This window comes from Paraburkholderia fungorum, from assembly GCF_046027215.1.
Lineage (GTDB): Bacteria > Pseudomonadota > Gammaproteobacteria > Burkholderiales > Burkholderiaceae > Paraburkholderia > Paraburkholderia fungorum_D.
The window spans coordinates 846,468-862,894 of record NZ_JAQQEN010000001.1 but is presented as its reverse complement, the minus strand read 5'-3'; the positions used below and the strand labels follow the sequence as shown (position 1 = coordinate 862,894).

The 16,427-nt window shown below is 61.5% G+C and carries 11 protein-coding genes and 1 tRNA gene; 6 read left to right on the top strand and 6 right to left on the bottom strand.

What is annotated here, in order from left to right; translation table 11 throughout:
- Positions 1-74: 74 nt before the first annotated feature.
- Entirely contained in the window at positions 75-356 is a 282-nt protein-coding gene (locus PQR27_RS03845) for a KTSC domain-containing protein (protein WP_408522387.1), read from the top strand.
- Between the two features lie 812 nt (positions 357-1,168).
- Complete coding sequence (dgt, locus tag PQR27_RS03840; RefSeq protein ID WP_408522386.1) at positions 1,169-2,614, top strand: dGTP triphosphohydrolase; 1,446 nt, start codon at positions 1,169-1,171, stop codon at positions 2,612-2,614.
- Between the two features lie 120 nt (positions 2,615-2,734).
- On the opposite strand, the gene PQR27_RS03835 is transcribed toward dgt, so the two are convergent.
- The 3 genes from PQR27_RS03835 to PQR27_RS03825 all read right to left on the bottom strand — a co-directional run bounded on the left by PQR27_RS03835 (position 2,735) and on the right by PQR27_RS03825 (position 5,715).
- A tRNA-Ser gene (locus PQR27_RS03835) sits at positions 2,735-2,824 on the bottom strand.
- Positions 2,825-2,981: 157 nt separating this feature from the next.
- Complete coding sequence (serS, locus tag PQR27_RS03830; protein WP_408522385.1) at positions 2,982-4,277, bottom strand: serine--tRNA ligase; 1,296 nt, start codon at positions 4,275-4,277, stop codon at positions 2,982-2,984.
- Between the two features lie 124 nt (positions 4,278-4,401).
- Positions 4,402-5,715, bottom strand: a complete 1,314-nt coding sequence (locus PQR27_RS03825) for a replication-associated recombination protein A (RefSeq protein ID WP_408522384.1) — start codon at positions 5,713-5,715, stop codon at positions 4,402-4,404.
- A 231-nt stretch (positions 5,716-5,946) separates the two neighbouring features.
- Here PQR27_RS03825 and cytX point away from each other — a divergent pair, with 231 nt between their 5' ends.
- Positions 5,947-7,263, top strand: coding sequence for a putative hydroxymethylpyrimidine transporter CytX (gene cytX / locus PQR27_RS03820; RefSeq protein WP_408522383.1), 1,317 nt, complete (start codon positions 5,947-5,949; stop codon positions 7,261-7,263).
- Between the two features lie 79 nt (positions 7,264-7,342).
- Here the strand turns inward: cytX and speB are convergent, their stop codons facing one another.
- Complete coding sequence (gene speB, locus PQR27_RS03815; RefSeq protein ID WP_408522382.1) at positions 7,343-8,332, bottom strand: agmatinase; 990 nt, start codon at positions 8,330-8,332, stop codon at positions 7,343-7,345.
- 160 nt (positions 8,333-8,492) lie between these two features.
- Here speB and PQR27_RS03810 point away from each other — a divergent pair, with 160 nt between their 5' ends.
- Together PQR27_RS03810 and PQR27_RS03805 are read left to right on the top strand one after the other, a co-directional pair.
- Positions 8,493-9,419, top strand: coding sequence for a LysR family transcriptional regulator (locus PQR27_RS03810; RefSeq protein ID WP_408522381.1), 927 nt, complete (start codon positions 8,493-8,495; stop codon positions 9,417-9,419).
- A 318-nt stretch (positions 9,420-9,737) separates the two neighbouring features.
- On the top strand, positions 9,738-11,540 hold the full coding sequence (locus PQR27_RS03805) for an alpha/beta fold hydrolase (protein ID WP_408522380.1): 1,803 nt from the start codon (positions 9,738-9,740) through the stop codon (positions 11,538-11,540).
- 164 nt (positions 11,541-11,704) lie between these two features.
- On the opposite strand, the gene lolA is transcribed toward PQR27_RS03805, so the two are convergent.
- Both lolA and PQR27_RS03795 read right to left on the bottom strand, forming a co-directional pair.
- Positions 11,705-12,439: an outer membrane lipoprotein chaperone LolA gene (lolA, locus tag PQR27_RS03800; RefSeq protein WP_408522379.1), complete on the bottom strand. Its 735-nt coding sequence runs from the start codon at positions 12,437-12,439 to the stop codon at positions 11,705-11,707.
- Between the two features lie 217 nt (positions 12,440-12,656).
- Complete coding sequence (locus PQR27_RS03795; RefSeq protein WP_408522378.1) at positions 12,657-14,969, bottom strand: DNA translocase FtsK; 2,313 nt, start codon at positions 14,967-14,969, stop codon at positions 12,657-12,659.
- Positions 14,970-15,305: 336 nt separating this feature from the next.
- On the opposite strand from PQR27_RS03795, the gene trxB reads away from it, so the two are divergent.
- Positions 15,306-16,304: a thioredoxin-disulfide reductase gene (gene trxB, locus PQR27_RS03790; protein ID WP_408522377.1), complete on the top strand. Its 999-nt coding sequence runs from the start codon at positions 15,306-15,308 to the stop codon at positions 16,302-16,304.
- The last annotated feature ends 123 nt before the right edge of the window (positions 16,305-16,427 follow it).

Genomic DNA, 16,427 nt, shown 5'->3' with positions numbered 1-16,427 from the left:
AAGCTGAAAAGCTCGCAGGCGTGGAAAGCTGATGGCAGTCGCGCATGGGCTGTTGACAGAGCGAAGGTGCACACATGGTCCTGCCACTAATTGCGGAGGCGCTGGGGGCGGCGCTTGAGGGCGCCGAAAGCGTCGAAGGCTTGGAGGGGCTTGCAAGCCTTGCCAAGGCGGCGCCCCGGCCTCTTGGGTCCCGGGCGATTGCCACGGCCGCATGGTCGAGCGGAACACTGACCATCGTCATGCGTGACGGTACGATCTGCGCCTATCCCGGAGTGCCCGAAGACGTGTACGACGATCTCATGTCGGCATCGTCCCCCGGCACGTTCTACAACACCGAGATACACGGGCGGTATTGACCGGCGACATGGCGCGCCGCCCAAACTCTGGGGGGATGGGGGGCTGGTCGGACCCACGTGTGTTTAAGCGCCCCGCTCCTCTCCAAAGTCCGCAGCGAAAAAACATTGATGAAGTCACGCTCGCGCCGCCGCGCGGGATCTTGAGAGGTTGACTGGTGCCGGGTACTACGCTCGCTTTCGTCATCGCAGCCTCGGGAGCGATGAGCTTGCGCACATTGCTGCCGAAGGCAATCCGGCCTTCATGGTCCGATCTGGTGGGCGCCATACTGATCACCGGCTTTTTGACAGCCGTCGGCGCGATGACGGCGCTATGTACGTGGTTTTCGGGTACTGCCGTTTGCTCGTGAAGTTGTGACGTATGGCACGGGCGCATTCAGTGCCGAAATGTGTCCGAGCGCACGGTGAACTTAGTGTTCCCCCTGCAGCCTAACCTGTATACGTCGTCCCGGCACTGCGACAAAAAAGCAACAGCGAGTGACCTCGGTTATGCTTGTTTTTCTGGATTGGATGCTTGACAATTCGACGCAGTTGCCGCAACAACCGCACGGATTGGAGCCCATTATGCCTATCAAATTTGCAGACTCTGACGCTTTCGACACAGCCGCGAAACAAGTGGCGCGTGAGACCAAGGCGGCATTTCTTCAGACTCATCCGAATAGGTCCTCCACTACGAGAGACTCGTCCAGGGAACAGGCGAAGACCGGCAACTCCGCAGCTTCGTCGTCCGGAAAGAAGGGACAGAAGGGACGCTAAGTTAATGGCGCACAAACAAGCTAGGGGTTGACCCTAGCTTTTTTTTTCGGGCGGCCGAAATGGCAACCTCCGTTAAGAAAAAGAAATCAAAGGTTGACTCTCTCTACCGAGATTCGGACACGCGACGAGAACATGAACTTCGCCGCAAGGACGTTTTCGACGGGCTAAAGGGACACAACGCTGAATTTCGTCGGGACTATGCCCGGCTCATTCACGCCCCGGCGTTTCGACGATTGCAGGGAAAAACGCAACTCTTCCCCGGTGTCGAATCGGACTTCTTCCGAAATCGAATTACGCATTCGATAGAGGTTGCGCAGGTTGCCAAAGGTATCGCGCTACGCATTAACGCGACGGGCTTTTTCAAAGAACAGCCGATCAACACAGACCTCGTTGAGCTCGCCGCGTTAGCTCATGATTTGGGGCACCCGCCGTTCGGGCACAACGGGGAGGAGGCCTTGGACAGGTGCATGCAAGACGACGGTGGGTTTGAAGGCAACGCCCAGACACTACGGATATTAGCGAGGCTCGAAAAACGTGAAGCAAGCGCTGCAGCTGCAGATCGCTGTGGATTAAATCTCACCTACAGGACGCTAGCGGCGGTACTGAAGTACGACCGAGAGATACCTGGCCTGAGATCAATGCGTAAGGAGCCAGAGAAGATCGCAAAGGGCTACTACGCAACCGAAGCGGATTTGGTTAAACGAATAAAGTCCGCGGTATTCCCAGAGTGCACGGCAAACCACACATTCCGGTCTATCGAATGCGACATTATGGATATTGCCGACGACATCGCGTACTCAACCTTTGATCTGGAGGACGCATTCAAGGCCGGGTTCTTCAACCCGCTGGAAATCCTAAGTCACTCAACAAACGATGACCTGCTGCAAAAGGTGGCGCGCAAGGTAGGTAATGTTCTCGACGAACCCGATGTGAGTGCGCATGAGGTGCGGGAAATCATCGTCGAATCGTTCGGCGGATTCATCGATAAAATCATCAAAGAAGGCATTGACACTTCGAACCCCATGCAGGTGATCGAGAAAATAGTCCGGATATACTCGACATCGAAGCAGATGGCTTATGACGGATATCTGCGCACTGCGTTTTCGTCTGAGTTAATAAAACAATTCATTGGGGGAGTCTATGTCGACAAATTGCATATGTGCCCCGCAATGACGGCGATAAAGGTAGAAAGGAACACGCGCTTCAAGCTAGAAACGCTAAAGCACCTGACATTCGAAGCGCTGACCATGTCGCCAAGACTTCGACTCGTTGAATTTCGAGGACGTGACATCATTACTTCGATATTTCAGGCGCTGACAGGTGCCGGGGGCCACATGTTGCTTCCCGACGACTGGCGGGACCGTTATTTCGTTCTCAGTTCGGATCCTGAACGAAAACGCTTAGTGTGTGACTTTATGGCAGGCATGACAGACAGATATGCAGTCGAGTTCTTCTCCCGGCTGAACTCAGCCGGCAATCATTTATCCATCTTCAAACCTTTTTAGGACCGGTCTGTCGCCGACCGTCGAACCGAATCAGCCGTCCGAACTTCGGAACCACAGGTATGGGTAGGAGTGGGGGTAGAAACGAAAACAGGCCCCGGAGGGCCTGTAGTCTTGATGTCTTGGCGGAAAGGGTGAGATTCGAACTCACGGTACCCCTAAAGGTACACTGGATTTCGAGTCCAGCGCATTCGACCACTCTGCCACCTTTCCGGGTCTTCCAACTCACAGCAACTGCACTGCCTGGTTACTGGTGAATCAGATCCAAGCGGGTCGTTGCTTGGGAGAAAAAGATTATAGAACAGCTAAATCCGATTTCCAAGCCCCTCGACAAAAATTGTTCGAGGAAAAACCGCAACCGGCGACGGCATCAAGCCGCCGGCACGTCCAGCCGTTCCACGCCGCCGAGGTACGGGCGCAATGCCGCCGGCACCGTCACCGAGCCATCGGCATTCTGGAAGTTTTCCAGCACCGCTACCAGCGTGCGGCCCACCGCCAGACCCGAACCATTCAGCGTGTGCACCAGCTCCGGCTTGCCTTGCGCATTGCGATAACGCGCCTGCATCCGGCGAGCCTGGAACGACTCGGTATTCGAGCAACTCGAAATCTCGCGGTACGTGTTCTGCGCGGGCAGCCACACTTCGAGGTCATAGGTCTTGGTTGCCGAGAAACCCATGTCGCCCGTGCACAGCGTGATCACGCGATACGGCAGTTCCAGCTTCTGCAGGATCGTCTCTGCATGACCGACCATCTGCTCCAGCGCGTCATACGACGTTTCCGGCGCGACGATCTGCACCATCTCGACCTTGTCGAACTGATGCTGGCGGATCAGGCCGCGCGTATCGCGGCCATACGAACCTGCTTCCGAGCGGAAGCACGGCGAATGCGCGGTCAGTCTGATCGGCAACGCGTCCGCTTCGACGATGCTGTCGCGCACCGTGTTGGTCAGCGAAATTTCCGACGTCGAAATCAGATACTGCGTGACCGTGTTCTCGTCACCGCCCTTCTCGACGCGGAACATGTCGTCGGCGAATTTCGGCAGTTGGCCGGTGCCGTACAGAATCTCCGGATTCACGATATACGGCGTGTACACCTCGGTGTAGCCGTGATGCTGCGTGTGCGTGTCGATCATGAACTGCGCCAGCGCGCGATGCAGCCGCGCAATCTGGCCGCGCAGCAACGTGAAACGCGCGCCGGAGAGCTTCGCGCCGGTCTCGAAATCGAGGCCGAGCGGCGTGCCGACATCCACGTGATCCTTCACCTCGAAATCGAACTGGCGCGGCGCGCCCCAGCGACGCACTTCGACGTTGTCGGTTTCGTCGCGGCCGGCCGGCACGCTTTCGTGCGGCAGGTTCGGCACACCAAGCAGCAGGTCGGACAAGCGATTCTGGATATCGTCGAGCCGGTTCGCCGACGCCTTCATCTCGTCGCCGAGCCCCCCCACTTCGGCCATCACCGCCGATGTGTCCTCGCCCCGCCCTTTCATCGCGCCGATCTGCTTCGACAGGCTGTTGCGGCGCGCCTGCATCTCTTCGGTACGGGTCTGGGTGTCGCGGCGTTCCGCTTCGAGCGCGGTGAACGCCGCCACGTCGAGGGTGTAGCCGCGGTCGGCGAGGCGTTTGGCGACGCCGTCGAGGTCTTTGCGCAGCAGCTGGATGTCGAGCATGGGATGGGGCGAATGTTCGTTGTATGAAGGTGGGATTTTAGCGCACCGGCGCGGGCGCCCGGCGCCTTAGATGGTCAACGCGTGCGCAATGCCGACACCGGCATCCGCCGCGCCCAAGCCAGGCTCAACTCTTTTTAGGCTTGTTTTCGCTGCGCCACTGCGCATCCAGTTCGGCCAGACGCGCCATCTTGTCGCCGATCTTGCCTTCCAGGCCACGCGGCGTCGGCTCGTACCAATGCGGATCGCGCATGTTGTCCGGCAGATAGGTTTCGCCGGCTGCGTAGGCGTCGGGTTCGTCGTGTGCGTAGCGGTATTCGTGACCGTAGCCAAGTTCCTTCATCAGCTTGGTCGGCGCGTTGCGCAGATGCACCGGCACACCGCGCGACTGGTCCTTGCTGACGAAGCGCCGCGCCTCGTTGTACGCGTTGTATCCGGCATTCGACTTCGGCGCGACTGCCAGATAGATGATCGCCTGCGCGAGCGCCAGTTCGCCTTCCGGCGTGCCGAGGCGCTCGTAGGTTTCCGACGCATCCAACGCAATGCGCGCGGCGCGCGGGTCGGCGAGACCGATGTCTTCCCACGCCATCCGCACGATGCGCCGCGCGAGATAGCGCGGGTCCGCGCCGCCGTCGAGCATGCGGCAGAACCAGTAGAGCGCGCCGTCCGGACTGCTGCCGCGCACCGATTTATGCAGCGCGCTGATCTGGTCGTAGAAAGCGTCGCCGCCTTTGTCGAAGCGGCGCAGATTCTCGGCGAGCGCGCTGCCGAGCAAGGCGCCGTCGATTTCGGTTTTCTTCTGCTGGGCCGCGGCGCGGGCGACAATTTCGAGGTTGTTCAGCAGCTTGCGGCCGTCGCCGTCGGCGGAACCGATCAGGGCGTCGCGGGCTTCGTCGGTGAACGTGAGGCCGCCGAGTTCCTGTTGCGCGCGGTCGAGCAGCTCGGTCTGTTCTTCGTCGGTCAGGCTTTTGAGCACGTACACTGCGGCTCGCGAGAGCAACGCGCTGTTCACTTCGAACGAGGGGTTCTCAGTCGTCGCGCCGACGAACACGAACAGCCCCGACTCGACGTGCGGCAAGAACGCGTCCTGCTGGCTCTTGTTGAAGCGATGCACTTCGTCGACGAACACCAGCGTCTGATGCCCGTTCGCGCGATGGATCTGCGCGGTCTCGACCGCTTCGCGGATATCCTTCACGCCCGAGAGCACCGCCGACAACGCGATGAACTCGGCATGAAACGCGTCGGCCATCAGCCGCGCGAGCGTGGTTTTGCCGACGCCGGGCGGGCCCCAGAGGATCATCGAGTGGGCCTCGCCGGATTCGAAAGCGACCCGCAGCGGCTTGTTCGGGCCAAGCAGATGCTTCTGGCCGATTACTTCGTCGATATTGCGGGGCCGCAGGCGTTCAGCGAGCGGAACATTGGCACGGGTTTCTTCAAACATGACGTTTTAGGGATAATCTCGGCTTTTCCGGACGCGGTCCGTGTGAAGGCGGCGTGCTGCCGGTGAGCCGCGCCGGCACGCGGACATACTGGCGTGCGGGGCAAGGTCCTGCATTATGACAGTGACGGCGCCCAAGCGATGTCCGCACGGAATCGCCCAGCCGCGTTTGCGCGGCAAAAATAGCTAAAAATCACGCAACATCGGAAGCAACATCAACAGGGACACGATTAGATGGCACAAGATCCACTTGCCGGCGACGCCGGTTCCACCTACGCACCGCTCACGCCGGTGCCCGACGCACGCCGCGCGTTCCGCACCGGTGACGCCTTCGCGCTGTGGTTTTCGCTCGGCATCGGCCTGCTGGTCGCGCAGGCAGGCGCGCTGCTGGTGCCCGGCCTCTCGCTGCCGCATGCGTTGCTGGCGATCGTGATCGGCAGCGTGATCGGCGTGGTGTTGCTGGCGCTGGCCGGTGTGATCGGCACGGATACGGGGCTTGCGGCGATGTCGTCGCTGCGGCCCACGCTCGGCGTGCGCGGCGCGTCGGTGCCGGCGGTGCTGAACGCGGTGCAACTGGTCGGCTGGGGCTCGTTCGAAGTAATCGTGATGCGCGATTCCGCCGACGCGCTCGCCAGGCAGTCGTTCGGCCTCTCGATGCCGCTGATCTGGACCGTGGTGTTTGGCCTGCTCGCAACGTTACTGGCGATCAGCGGGCCGTTGTCGTTCGTGCGGCGCTTCCTGCGCACGTGGGGCATCTGGCTGCTGCTGGCGGGCGCCGCCTGGCTCACATGGAACCTGCTCGCAAAGCACGACCTGGCCGCGCTGATGCGCCGCCCGGGCACGGGCGAGATGTCGTTCGGCGGCGCAATCGATCTGGTGGTCGCCATGCCGCTGTCGTGGCTGCCGCTAATCGCCGACTACACGCGCTTCGGCCGGCGCCCCGGCGAAACCTTCCGCGGCACGCTGCTCGGCTACGGCATCGCGAATATCTGGTTTTACGCGCTTGGCGCGATCTACGGCCTCGCGGCGGGCGGCGGCGACGCGCTGCTCACCGGCGCATTGGCACAAGCCGGCGGCGGCCTCGCGCTGCTGCTGATCCTGATCGACGAAGTCGATAACGCCTTCGCCGACATCCACTCCGCGGCGGTCTCCACCGGCACGTTCTGGACGCGCGGCAGCGTGCCGTTGCTGTCCGCGGCATTCGGCGCGTTGTGCACGGCGATCGCCTTGCTCGTGCCGATGGCGAAGTATCAGAACTTCCTGCTGCTGATCGGCTCGGTGTTCGCGCCGCTGTTCGGTGTCGTGCTGGTGGATCACTTCATCGTGCGCAAGCGCCGTATCGAGGCCGCTGTGCTCGCCGATGTACGCGGCCGCTATGGCTTCTCGGGCGGCTGGCATTTGAGCGCGTTCGTCGCGTGGGCGATTGGGATCGCGGCCTACCAGGTGATCAACCAGTGGCTGCCGAATCTCGGCGCGACGCTGCCCGCATTGGCGATCGGCGCGCTGTGTTATCTGGCATTCGTGTCGACTCGCAAGACGGCATACGCTTAAGCTTTAAAGTCATCGCTACAGACAGAAAAGGCCTGCAATGCAGGCCTTTTCTATTCATACATCACTAGCGTGTATTCGCTCAGCGCCGCGCCGCGCGATATTCGACGCCCGGCAGCACGCACAGCAATTCGTACGCCAGATTCGCGCCGAGCAGCGCGGTCGTGCCAAACGGATCGTACGGGGGCGCCACTTCAACCAGATCGCAGCCGACGATATTCAGGCCGTGCGAACCACGAATGATTTCCAGCGCCTGCGGCACCGTCAAACCCGCGATTTCCGGCGTGCCCGTACCCGGCGCGAAGGCCGGATCGATACCGTCGATATCGAACGTGATGTACACGGGACCGTCGCCCATGCGCTCACGCACGCGCGCCATCAGCGGCACGAGCGACTGGTTCCAGCACGCCTCGGCCTGCACCACTTCGAAACCCTGATCGCGGCACCAGTCGAAATCTTCCGCGGCGTAGCCCGTGCCGCGCAGACCGATCTGCACGACGCGGTCGCAATCGAGCAAGCCCTCTTCCACCGCGCGGCGGAACGGCGTGCCGTGGGCGATCTTCTCGCCCATCATCGTGTCGTTGACGTCGGCGTGGGCGTCGACGTGAATCAGGCCGACCTTGCCATGCTTGCGATGAATCGCGCGCAGGATAGGCAGTGCGATCGTGTGGTCGCCGCCCAGCGTGATCGGCTTGCAGCCGTGTTGCAGGATTTCGTCGTACGCGGTTTCGATGCGCCTGATCGAGTCGTGCAGGTTGTACGGATTGATCGCGACGTCGCCGAGATCGGCCACCCGCAGCGAATCGAACGGCGCGGCGCGCGTCGCCATGTTGTACGGGCGCAGCAGCACCGATTCGCTGCGGATCTGACGCGGCCCGAAGCGCGCGCCAGTCCGGTTCGAGGTGCCCAGATCGAACGGCACACCGACGAAACAGGCGTCGAACCCTTCGGCCGAACCGACGTTCGGCAGCCGCATCATCGTCGCGATGCCGCCGCAGCGGGGCATCGCGTTGCCGGACAGCGGTTGCGGCCGTTCACCGGCATCAGGGGAAATGAAGGAGGAGGTATTCATCGTGTCTCGCCAATGAAATGGGGCAGCAAGCAATTCTGTGCAAACCAGCCATGGAAAAAAGCACAAGGCCGGGCGAATCTCGATTCTTGAGCAGTTTCGCGGAAGTTAAAATACGAACAGAATAAACTTAACATCGATCCCGGGCGATGTATCCTGCCGTATGTTCTCTCAACTCACCGATCTTGACCTGCGCCTGATCCGCGTTTTCCTCGCGATTGTCGACGCCGGCGGCGTCTCGCCGGCCCAGGCCACGCTCAACGTGGGCCAGTCGACCATCAGCACGCAACTCGCCACGCTGGAAACCCGTCTCGGCTACCGGCTGTGCGAGCGCGGCCGCGGCGGCTTCAGCCTGACCGCCCGGGGCGAGCAGTTCATCGACGCGGCGCGCGCACTATTATCCGCCGTCGACACCTTCGGGATGCAGGCGCGCAATGTGGGCCGCAAGCTGGTCGGCACGCTCGACATCGGCATGATCGGCCACACGCCGGTATCGGCGAGCGCGCGCATCAGCGAGGCGATCGGCCGGTTTCGCGCGCGCGATCAGTCGGTGCGTTTTTCGATTCTGGTGCGCTCGCCGGGCGAGCTGGAAGAGCTGCTGCTGAACGGGCGGATCCAGATCGGCATTGGTTACTTCTGGCATCGCGTGCCGTCGCTCGAATACACCGAAGTGTTCGCCGAAGATCAATTCGCCTATTGCGCAAAAGGGCATCCGCTGTTCGCGCAGGCAGGCGAGGTGTCGCCCGCCGAAGCCGCGCAACACGAATGGGCGTGGCGCAGTTATCCGCTGCCCGAAGCAGAGAGTTCGACCACGCCGCAAAACGTCACCGCGGTCGCGGACAACATGGAAGCGGTCGCGATGCTGGTGCTGTCCGGTCACCACCTCGGCTACCTGCCGGGGCATTTCGCCGCGCCGTTCGTCAAACAAGGTTTGCTGGCCGCCGTGAATCCGGCACTCATGCGCTACCGTGTCGCATTCCATATGGTCACGCGCGCACGGCAACATCGCACCGATATCGTCGAAGCGTTCATCGACGATATGAAGGCGGCGCACCCCACACCGCACACGGAAGCGGAAACGGACGGATAGTCAGCAGGGCTTCGATTAACGTCCCGTTGCCCCACCCATGCACGGTCGAAGTTTGACCTTGTGCCATCCGCGGCGCTGCGCGACAGATTGCGCGCCAGCGCTACAAAACCTGACGCTTGCTACAAAACCAGACATTCAACTCGTGCGCGACATGCCAGCATCCGCGGGCAGGGTGCAAGTCTGTCTTCACCCTCTACGCTCTCGCCGGATATGTGCTCCGTTATGCGCCGAAACATTCGCTCAACACATGCGATAGCACGCGCAGCGCGGACTACATGCAGGCCGGTCGACGTGATCGCCAGGAGTTAGGAGTCGGGTATGAAAATCGGAAAGGCAAAAGCAACAGCAATCCTGTTCGCCACGGTATTGACCGGCTGCGGACGCGGCGAAGATACAACATCGGCACAGAACCTCACTTCGGCGCAGAAGCCGTACCTCGAACAAAGCGTCGCCTGGCTCCCATGCGACAAGACCAGTTTGGGGGGATATGCGGACGTGGTGGAATCTTCCCGCTTGCGTTGCGCGAATATCCGCACACCAATGGATTGGAGCAATCCTGCGCGAGGTGACATAACCGTAGCCGTGACCCGGATTGCCGTGAAAGACCCGGCCAAACGCAAAGGTTCGCTACTGTTCAATCCCGGCGGCCCAGGCGCAGATGCGCTGACGACGAACGTGGAGTTCCTGTCCAGGTTCGTTGAACGCATACGCAATGGCACGGCCACATCGGGTGAACGGCAATTGATCGAACAATTCGACCTGATCGGCTTTTCACCCCGTGGCATGGGCTCAAGCACGCAGTTGACCTGTGGCTCAAACGAGCGCCGCACCAATACATTGTGGGCGGGTGATACCAGCAAGACGGTTGTCGACGGCTTGCTGCGCAACGTCGAACTCGAATCGAAGGCCTGCCAGAAAAACCCGCTCACCCCCTATATCAATACCGACCAGACCGCTCGCGACATGAATCTGATTCGCGTGCTGTTGGGCGACGCCAAGCTCAATTACCTCGGTCACTCGTACGGAACGTGGCTCGGCGCCTGGTATGCGGCGCTGTTTCCGGAGCAAACCGGACGAATGGTATTAAGTAGCAATGCGGATTTCTCCGCATCTAATTTCCCCGAGTCCGGAGCCTTCCTACAGCCATGGGCGAGGCAGCGGATAATCGAACAGATTATCGGACCGTATGCGGCACGCCATGACACCTATTTCAATCTGGGCAGCAATCCCGCGGGGATGCGGCAATTGTTTATGGCTTTGCCGCCGGCACTGAAGACGGCGACGTCCCACGCGCTCGACGCGTCATACGCGTTAAATGACGTCAGTGAGATTGATAAGGGCGTGTCAATATTCGTTGCATCCAAAGGCGTCCAGCAATTGCTGAAGCAGCATCCCAATGGCACGCAGGAGCAGATTCTGGCGCTCGTAAAACAGCACGTTTTTTCACGCCATGAGCGTGCAAATCAGATGGCGCGCGATGTCGCAATGACGACATTGGTTCCAACGTATTTCGAATTGAAGCAACAACCGCTCTTCGAAGAGCAGCCGCTGCACATGCCAACGGACCATGCAGTGATCATGAGTGTCATTTGCAACGACACGCCTGCGCTCAGCACAGACAGGCAGTTCTGGATCGACAAACACACGGAAGACGCGACGGCCTATCCGCTTCACGCCGGATCCCTGTTTCCCAGCAGCTGTCTGTTCTGGAAGCCGACGCAGCCGACTCTCGTCAAGCCAACCATCGACAAGGTGGCGCGTACGCCATCGATCGTGATGGTCCAGGCCCAATTCGACGGTTTCACTCCTGCGGAGAGTGCATTGCGGATGTTCGACAGATTGCCCAATGCGCGACTCATTTACATTAAAAACGAATACACGCATGCCGACTATCCGTACGGCACGCCTTGCGTAGACGACCCGGTGACGCGCTATCTGCTGGACGGCACACTGCCGCCTCGAAGAGCCGACTGCGAAGGCAAGACGCTTTGGCTCGATGCGGGGCACGAGTTGGAGTACACCCCTAATTCAGCGTCACACGACAATACCGCTGGGAGCGCTGCGGACAAGGGCCGCGAGGCGCTCCTCTCGAAGTCCGGGGGGGCTGCAACCAGCCACTGAACATAGTCCGGGCCAAGCGCTATTTCCGCTCCTGCTCGCTTTCCAGTGGCTGGCATATAAGTTCTGAGCCAATCCGACCGCCGCGCACGGATCCGTACGCGCAGTCGTGCAACGGGAGACCGTGTGGCCGGTCCCCATTCCCATTGCATGGCCAAACGTGCGGCTTAGCCGTTAATCACATCCGCGCCCTTGGGCACCGTGAACTTGAACGCATCCGCCGGCAGCGGCGGGTTCTTCTGGATGTTCGAGAAGGTCAGCAGCGTCACGTTACCGAACACGTCGTGCAATTCCATCGCTTCAAGATTGCCGTCCTTGAAGCCGATGCCGACGCGCTGGAACTGCGTGTCTTTCGCCTTCGGCGTGAGTTCGAGCCAGTCGATGCCGGCCTTCACACCCGCGTCGTGCAGCGTGAAGTTCTTGTCCAGATCGTTGCTGCCGAACAGAATCGCCGCCGGGCTCGCGCCGAGTGCGCCACCGAGACTGCGTACCGTGACCTGATTCAGATCCTTGTCGTAAACGTAAAGCTTGTCGCCGTCGGCCTGCAACAGTTGCGAATAAGGCTTCTCGTATTGCCAGATGAACTTGCCGGGACGCGCGAACGTGAAGGTGCCGCTAGACGTGCCGTTCTTACTGCTGCCGGTGGACAGTACGCCGCTCGCGCCCTGCTGCGCCTTGCTGGGCGCGCGCACTTCCTGCTGCACGAAGGTGCCGCGCGCCGAATGCACTTGCGCGACGAACGCCTTCAGTTGCTCGGTGCCGCTCGCAAATGCCTGCGACGCTACCAGCATCGACGCACCGATCGCGACGCTGCCGACGCCACGCACGATCGTGCGGGCGAGTTGGCTGAAACGGCTGGCTTGAGCACGCTCTCGGGCGTGCTGCTGCAGAATTGGCTGCATCGTATTTTTCTCCCTGAATTGAATTCGTCTCGCGATCCGGCGGCCGGCGATCCGGCGGCCGGCGGTCCGGCGGCCGGCGGTCCGGCGGGGCCGCGGCAGCGAGCCTGCAGGCCGAACCCCGGACTACAAGGCCCTTGGCCCTCAGCAATCGAGCTTAAGCAACGAGCCTTAAACGAGGCTTATTTCTTCGCTTATTTCCCCGCTCACGCCACCGGATTTATTCCGCTTCCCGCGCCGGCGCGAGAATCTCCCGGTTGCCATTGGACGACATCGCCGATACCACGCCCGAGTTTTCCATCTGCTCGAGCAGGCGCGCCGCGCGGTTGTAGCCGATCCGCAAATGCCGCTGCACCAGCGAAATCGACGCACGGCGGTTCTTCAACACCACGTCGACCGCCTGGTCGTATAACGGGTCCGACTCGCCGTCGCCCGCGCCAGATCCGCCGCCCGCTGAGCCTTCGTCGCCCTCGCCCGTCACGCCGCCTTCGAGAATGCCCTCGATATAGTTCGGCTCACCCTGTTCCTTGAGCTTGTCGACCACGCGGTGCACTTCTTCGTCGGACACGAACGCGCCGTGCACGCGTACCGGCAAGCCGCTGCCCGGCGGCAGATAGAGCATGTCGCCCATGCCGAGCAGCGATTCCGCGCCCTGCTGGTCGAGAATCGTGCGCGAGTCGATCTTGGACGACACCTGGAAGGCCATCCGCGTCGGCACGTTTGCCTTGATCAGACCGGTGATCACGTCCACCGACGGACGCTGCGTGGCCAGAATCAGATGGATACCGGCGGCGCGCGCTTTCTGCGCGATCCGCGCGATCAGTTCTTCGACCTTCTTGCCGACCACCATCATCAGGTCGGCCAGTTCGTCGATCACGACGACGATGTTCGGCAAGCGCGTGAGCGGTTCCGGATCGTCCGGCGTGAGGCTGAACGGGTTCGGCAGCTTCTCTTCGCGCTTGGTGGCTTCGTCGATCTTGTTGTTGTAGCCGGCGAGGTTACGCACGCCGAGCTTGCTCATCAGCTTGTAGCGGCGCTCCATTTCGGCGACCGCCCAGTTCAACGCGTGGCCGGCCTGGCGCATATCCGTCACCACTGGACACAACAGATGCGGAATGCCTTCGTAGACGCTCATTTCGAGCATCTTCGGATCGATCAGGATCATGCGGACCTGGTCGGCGCTCGCCTTGTAGAGCAGCGACAGAATCATCGCGTTGATCCCCACCGACTTGCCCGAACCTGTAGTGCCCGCCACCAGCAAGTGCGGCATCTTGGCGAGGTCAGCGCACACCGGCTTGCCGCCGATATCCTTGCCGAGACCCATGGTGAGCGGCGAAGCGGCATCCGCATACACCGCCGAGCCGAGAATTTCCGAGAGGCTCACGGTCTGGCGGCGCTGGTTCGGCAACTCCAGCGCCATGAAATTCTTGCCGGGAATCGTCTCGACCACGCGAATCGACACCAGCGAAAGCGACCGCGCCAGATCTTTCGCGAGTCCGACGATCTGGCTGCCCTTCACACCCGTGGCCGGCTCGATTTCATAGCGCGTAACCACTGGGCCCGGATACGCCGCGACCACGCTGACTTCGACGCCGAAGTCCTTGAGTTTCTTCTCGATCAGACGCGAAGTGAATTCGAGCGTATCGGCCGAAATGGTTTCCTGGGCCGCCGGCGCCGCGTCGAGCAGCGAGATCGGCGGCAAGGTGGAATCGCCTGGCAGGTCTGTGAAGAGCGGCACTTGCCGTTCTTTTTCGACACGTTCCGACTTGGCGGGCGTGACGACCGGCGGCACGATCATGACCGGCTCGTGTTCCTCGATCCGCACGCGGCCCTTCTCGACCTTGCCTTCGCGCTTCACGGCCGCGGCTTCGCCCAGCTTGCGGTCGCGGCCCGCCTCGCGGCGCAGTTTGGCGAACGTCACGGCAGAAATGATCGATTCACCGACCTTTTCCGACACCGACAACCACGAAAAGCGGAAATACAGCGACAAACCGATCCCTAACACGATCAGGAGCGCCAGGGTGCCGCCCGTGAAGCCCAGCGCGTGCGACACACCGCGCGCGACCGCCTCGCCGATCACGCCGCCCGGCGCGCGCGGCAACTGCACTTTCAGCGACCACATGCGCAGCGCTTCGATACCGTCGCAGGCGAGCAACACCAGCACGAAGGCGAAGGCGTCCGCGAGCCAGCCGGCGTCGCGCGGCACGTCTTCCTGCAATTCCTCGTTACGGGTGATGCGGCGGTAATTGGCGGAGATATGGCGGCCGAGCAGCACGATCCACCAGTAGGCGGACAGGCCGAACAGCAGCAGCAGGATGTCCGACGTCCACGCGCCGACACGGCCCGCCCAGTTGGCGATGTGGTCGACCTGCGCGGCGTGGGTCCAGCTTGGATCGCGCCGGCTGTAGCTGACGAGCGCCATGAGCAGGAACACGCCGAGCGCCACCTGCAAGATCCAGCGGATTTCGGTGAAAAGGCGCGACATGCGGTGCGGCAATGCCTGCGCGCTCGCGGAATAGGGAGCTTTTGCCATTGATCCTGTTGCTTGTGTGGCGCTTGAGTGGCCAATCCGTGGCCCGAAACGACGCCCAGCGCGGCTTCGGGCCCAGTCCTGGCTACCGGGTCCATCGATGCGGGCTATTGTAAACGCAGTGCCGGACGCAAGGCTGTAAATGACGGTAACTTGGCTGATCGGCCACACGAAAGGCCGGCGAGACGCGTGCGAACGCTATCGCGCCGATCAGAAAGCTTCATGGAGCAGGCCGGCGCCCCGCCCTTTATAATGCCCGACTGATACCCATCTACAGTTTCAGCTTCAGTCGCACTGGCCTCGCATGGGCGAGCCGGGCGCCGTATAAGGAATTCGATCATGCCCGCAACTTCCACGAAACACGCCAAGGTTCTGATTCTCGGTTCCGGTCCCGCCGGCTACACGGCCGCGGTCTACGCGGCACGCGCCAACCTGTCCCCGGTGCTCGTCACGGGTCTGGCGCAAGGCGGCCAGTTGATGACCACGACCGACGTCGAAAACTGGCCGGCGGACGGCAACGGCGTGCAAGGCCCGGAACTGATGCAGCGCTTTCTGGAGCACGCCGAGCGCTTCAACACCGAAATCATCTTCGACCACATTCACACGGCCAAGCTGGATGAGAAGCCGATCCGCCTGATCGGCGACTCGGGTGAATACACCTGCGACTCGCTGATCATCTCGACCGGCGCCTCGGCGCAGTACCTCGGCCTGCCGTCGGAAGAAGCGTTCATGGGCAAAGGCGTGTCGGCTTGCGCCACCTGCGACGGCTTCTTCTACAAGCAACAACATGTGGCCGTGATTGGCGGCGGCAATACCGCAGTCGAGGAAGCCCTCTACCTTTCCGGTATCGCCAAGAAGGTCACCGTGATCCATCGCCGCGACAAGTTCCGCGCCGAACCGATCCTGATCGACCGTCTGCTCGCGAAGGAAAAAGAAGGCGTCGTGGAAATCAAGTGGAACCACACGCTCGACGAAGTCACTGGCGATCAATCGGGCGTCACCGGCCTGCGCGTCAAGAGCACGCAAACCGGTGAAACCACGGATATCGCGTTGCAGGGCCTGTTCGTCGCGATCGGCCACAAGCCGAACACGGACATTTTCGAAGGCCAGCTGGAGATGAAGAACGGCTACATCATCACCAAGGGCGGCCTGAACGGCTTTGCAACCGCCACCAGCGTGCCGGGCGTGTTCGCTGCGGGCGACGTCCAGGATCACGTGTATCGCCAGGCGATCACCAGTGCGGGCACCGGCTGTATGGCCGCGCTCGACGCGCAGCGCTATCTGGAAACGATCGAAGAGATTGGCGAACATGTGATGAGTGCCGAAGCCGAGCGTTAATCAAAAACGCGCACCCCGCGAATCTGCGAGGGCTAGCGCAACGGTAAAATGGCGGCGGGGCGTGGCCCGGCCGCCAGTTGAAAGAAAGGCCGCGGCTGCCAAGCCGGCGGCCTTTTTTGCATC

Bases quoted from the DNA above. Each gene is read 5' to 3' on its own strand.
- PQR27_RS03845 (WP_408522387.1), top strand. From the start codon at position 75: ATGGTCCTGCCACTAATTGCGGAGGCGCTGGGGGCGGCGCTTGAGGGC.
- dgt (WP_408522386.1), top strand. From the start codon at position 1,169: ATGGCAACCTCCGTTAAGAAAAAGAAATCAAAGGTTGACTCTCTCTAC.
- serS (WP_408522385.1), bottom strand. From the start codon at position 4,277: ATGCTCGACATCCAGCTGCTGCGCAAAGACCTCGACGGCGTCGCCAAA.
- PQR27_RS03825 (WP_408522384.1), bottom strand. From the start codon at position 5,715: ATGTTTGAAGAAACCCGTGCCAATGTTCCGCTCGCTGAACGCCTGCGG.
- cytX (WP_408522383.1), top strand. From the start codon at position 5,947: ATGGCACAAGATCCACTTGCCGGCGACGCCGGTTCCACCTACGCACCG.
- speB (WP_408522382.1), bottom strand. From the start codon at position 8,332: ATGAATACCTCCTCCTTCATTTCCCCTGATGCCGGTGAACGGCCGCAA.
- PQR27_RS03810 (WP_408522381.1), top strand. From the start codon at position 8,493: ATGTTCTCTCAACTCACCGATCTTGACCTGCGCCTGATCCGCGTTTTC.
- PQR27_RS03805 (WP_408522380.1), top strand. From the start codon at position 9,738: ATGAAAATCGGAAAGGCAAAAGCAACAGCAATCCTGTTCGCCACGGTA.
- lolA (WP_408522379.1), bottom strand. From the start codon at position 12,439: ATGCAGCCAATTCTGCAGCAGCACGCCCGAGAGCGTGCTCAAGCCAGC.
- PQR27_RS03795 (WP_408522378.1), bottom strand. From the start codon at position 14,969: ATGGCAAAAGCTCCCTATTCCGCGAGCGCGCAGGCATTGCCGCACCGC.
- trxB (WP_408522377.1), top strand. From the start codon at position 15,306: ATGCCCGCAACTTCCACGAAACACGCCAAGGTTCTGATTCTCGGTTCC.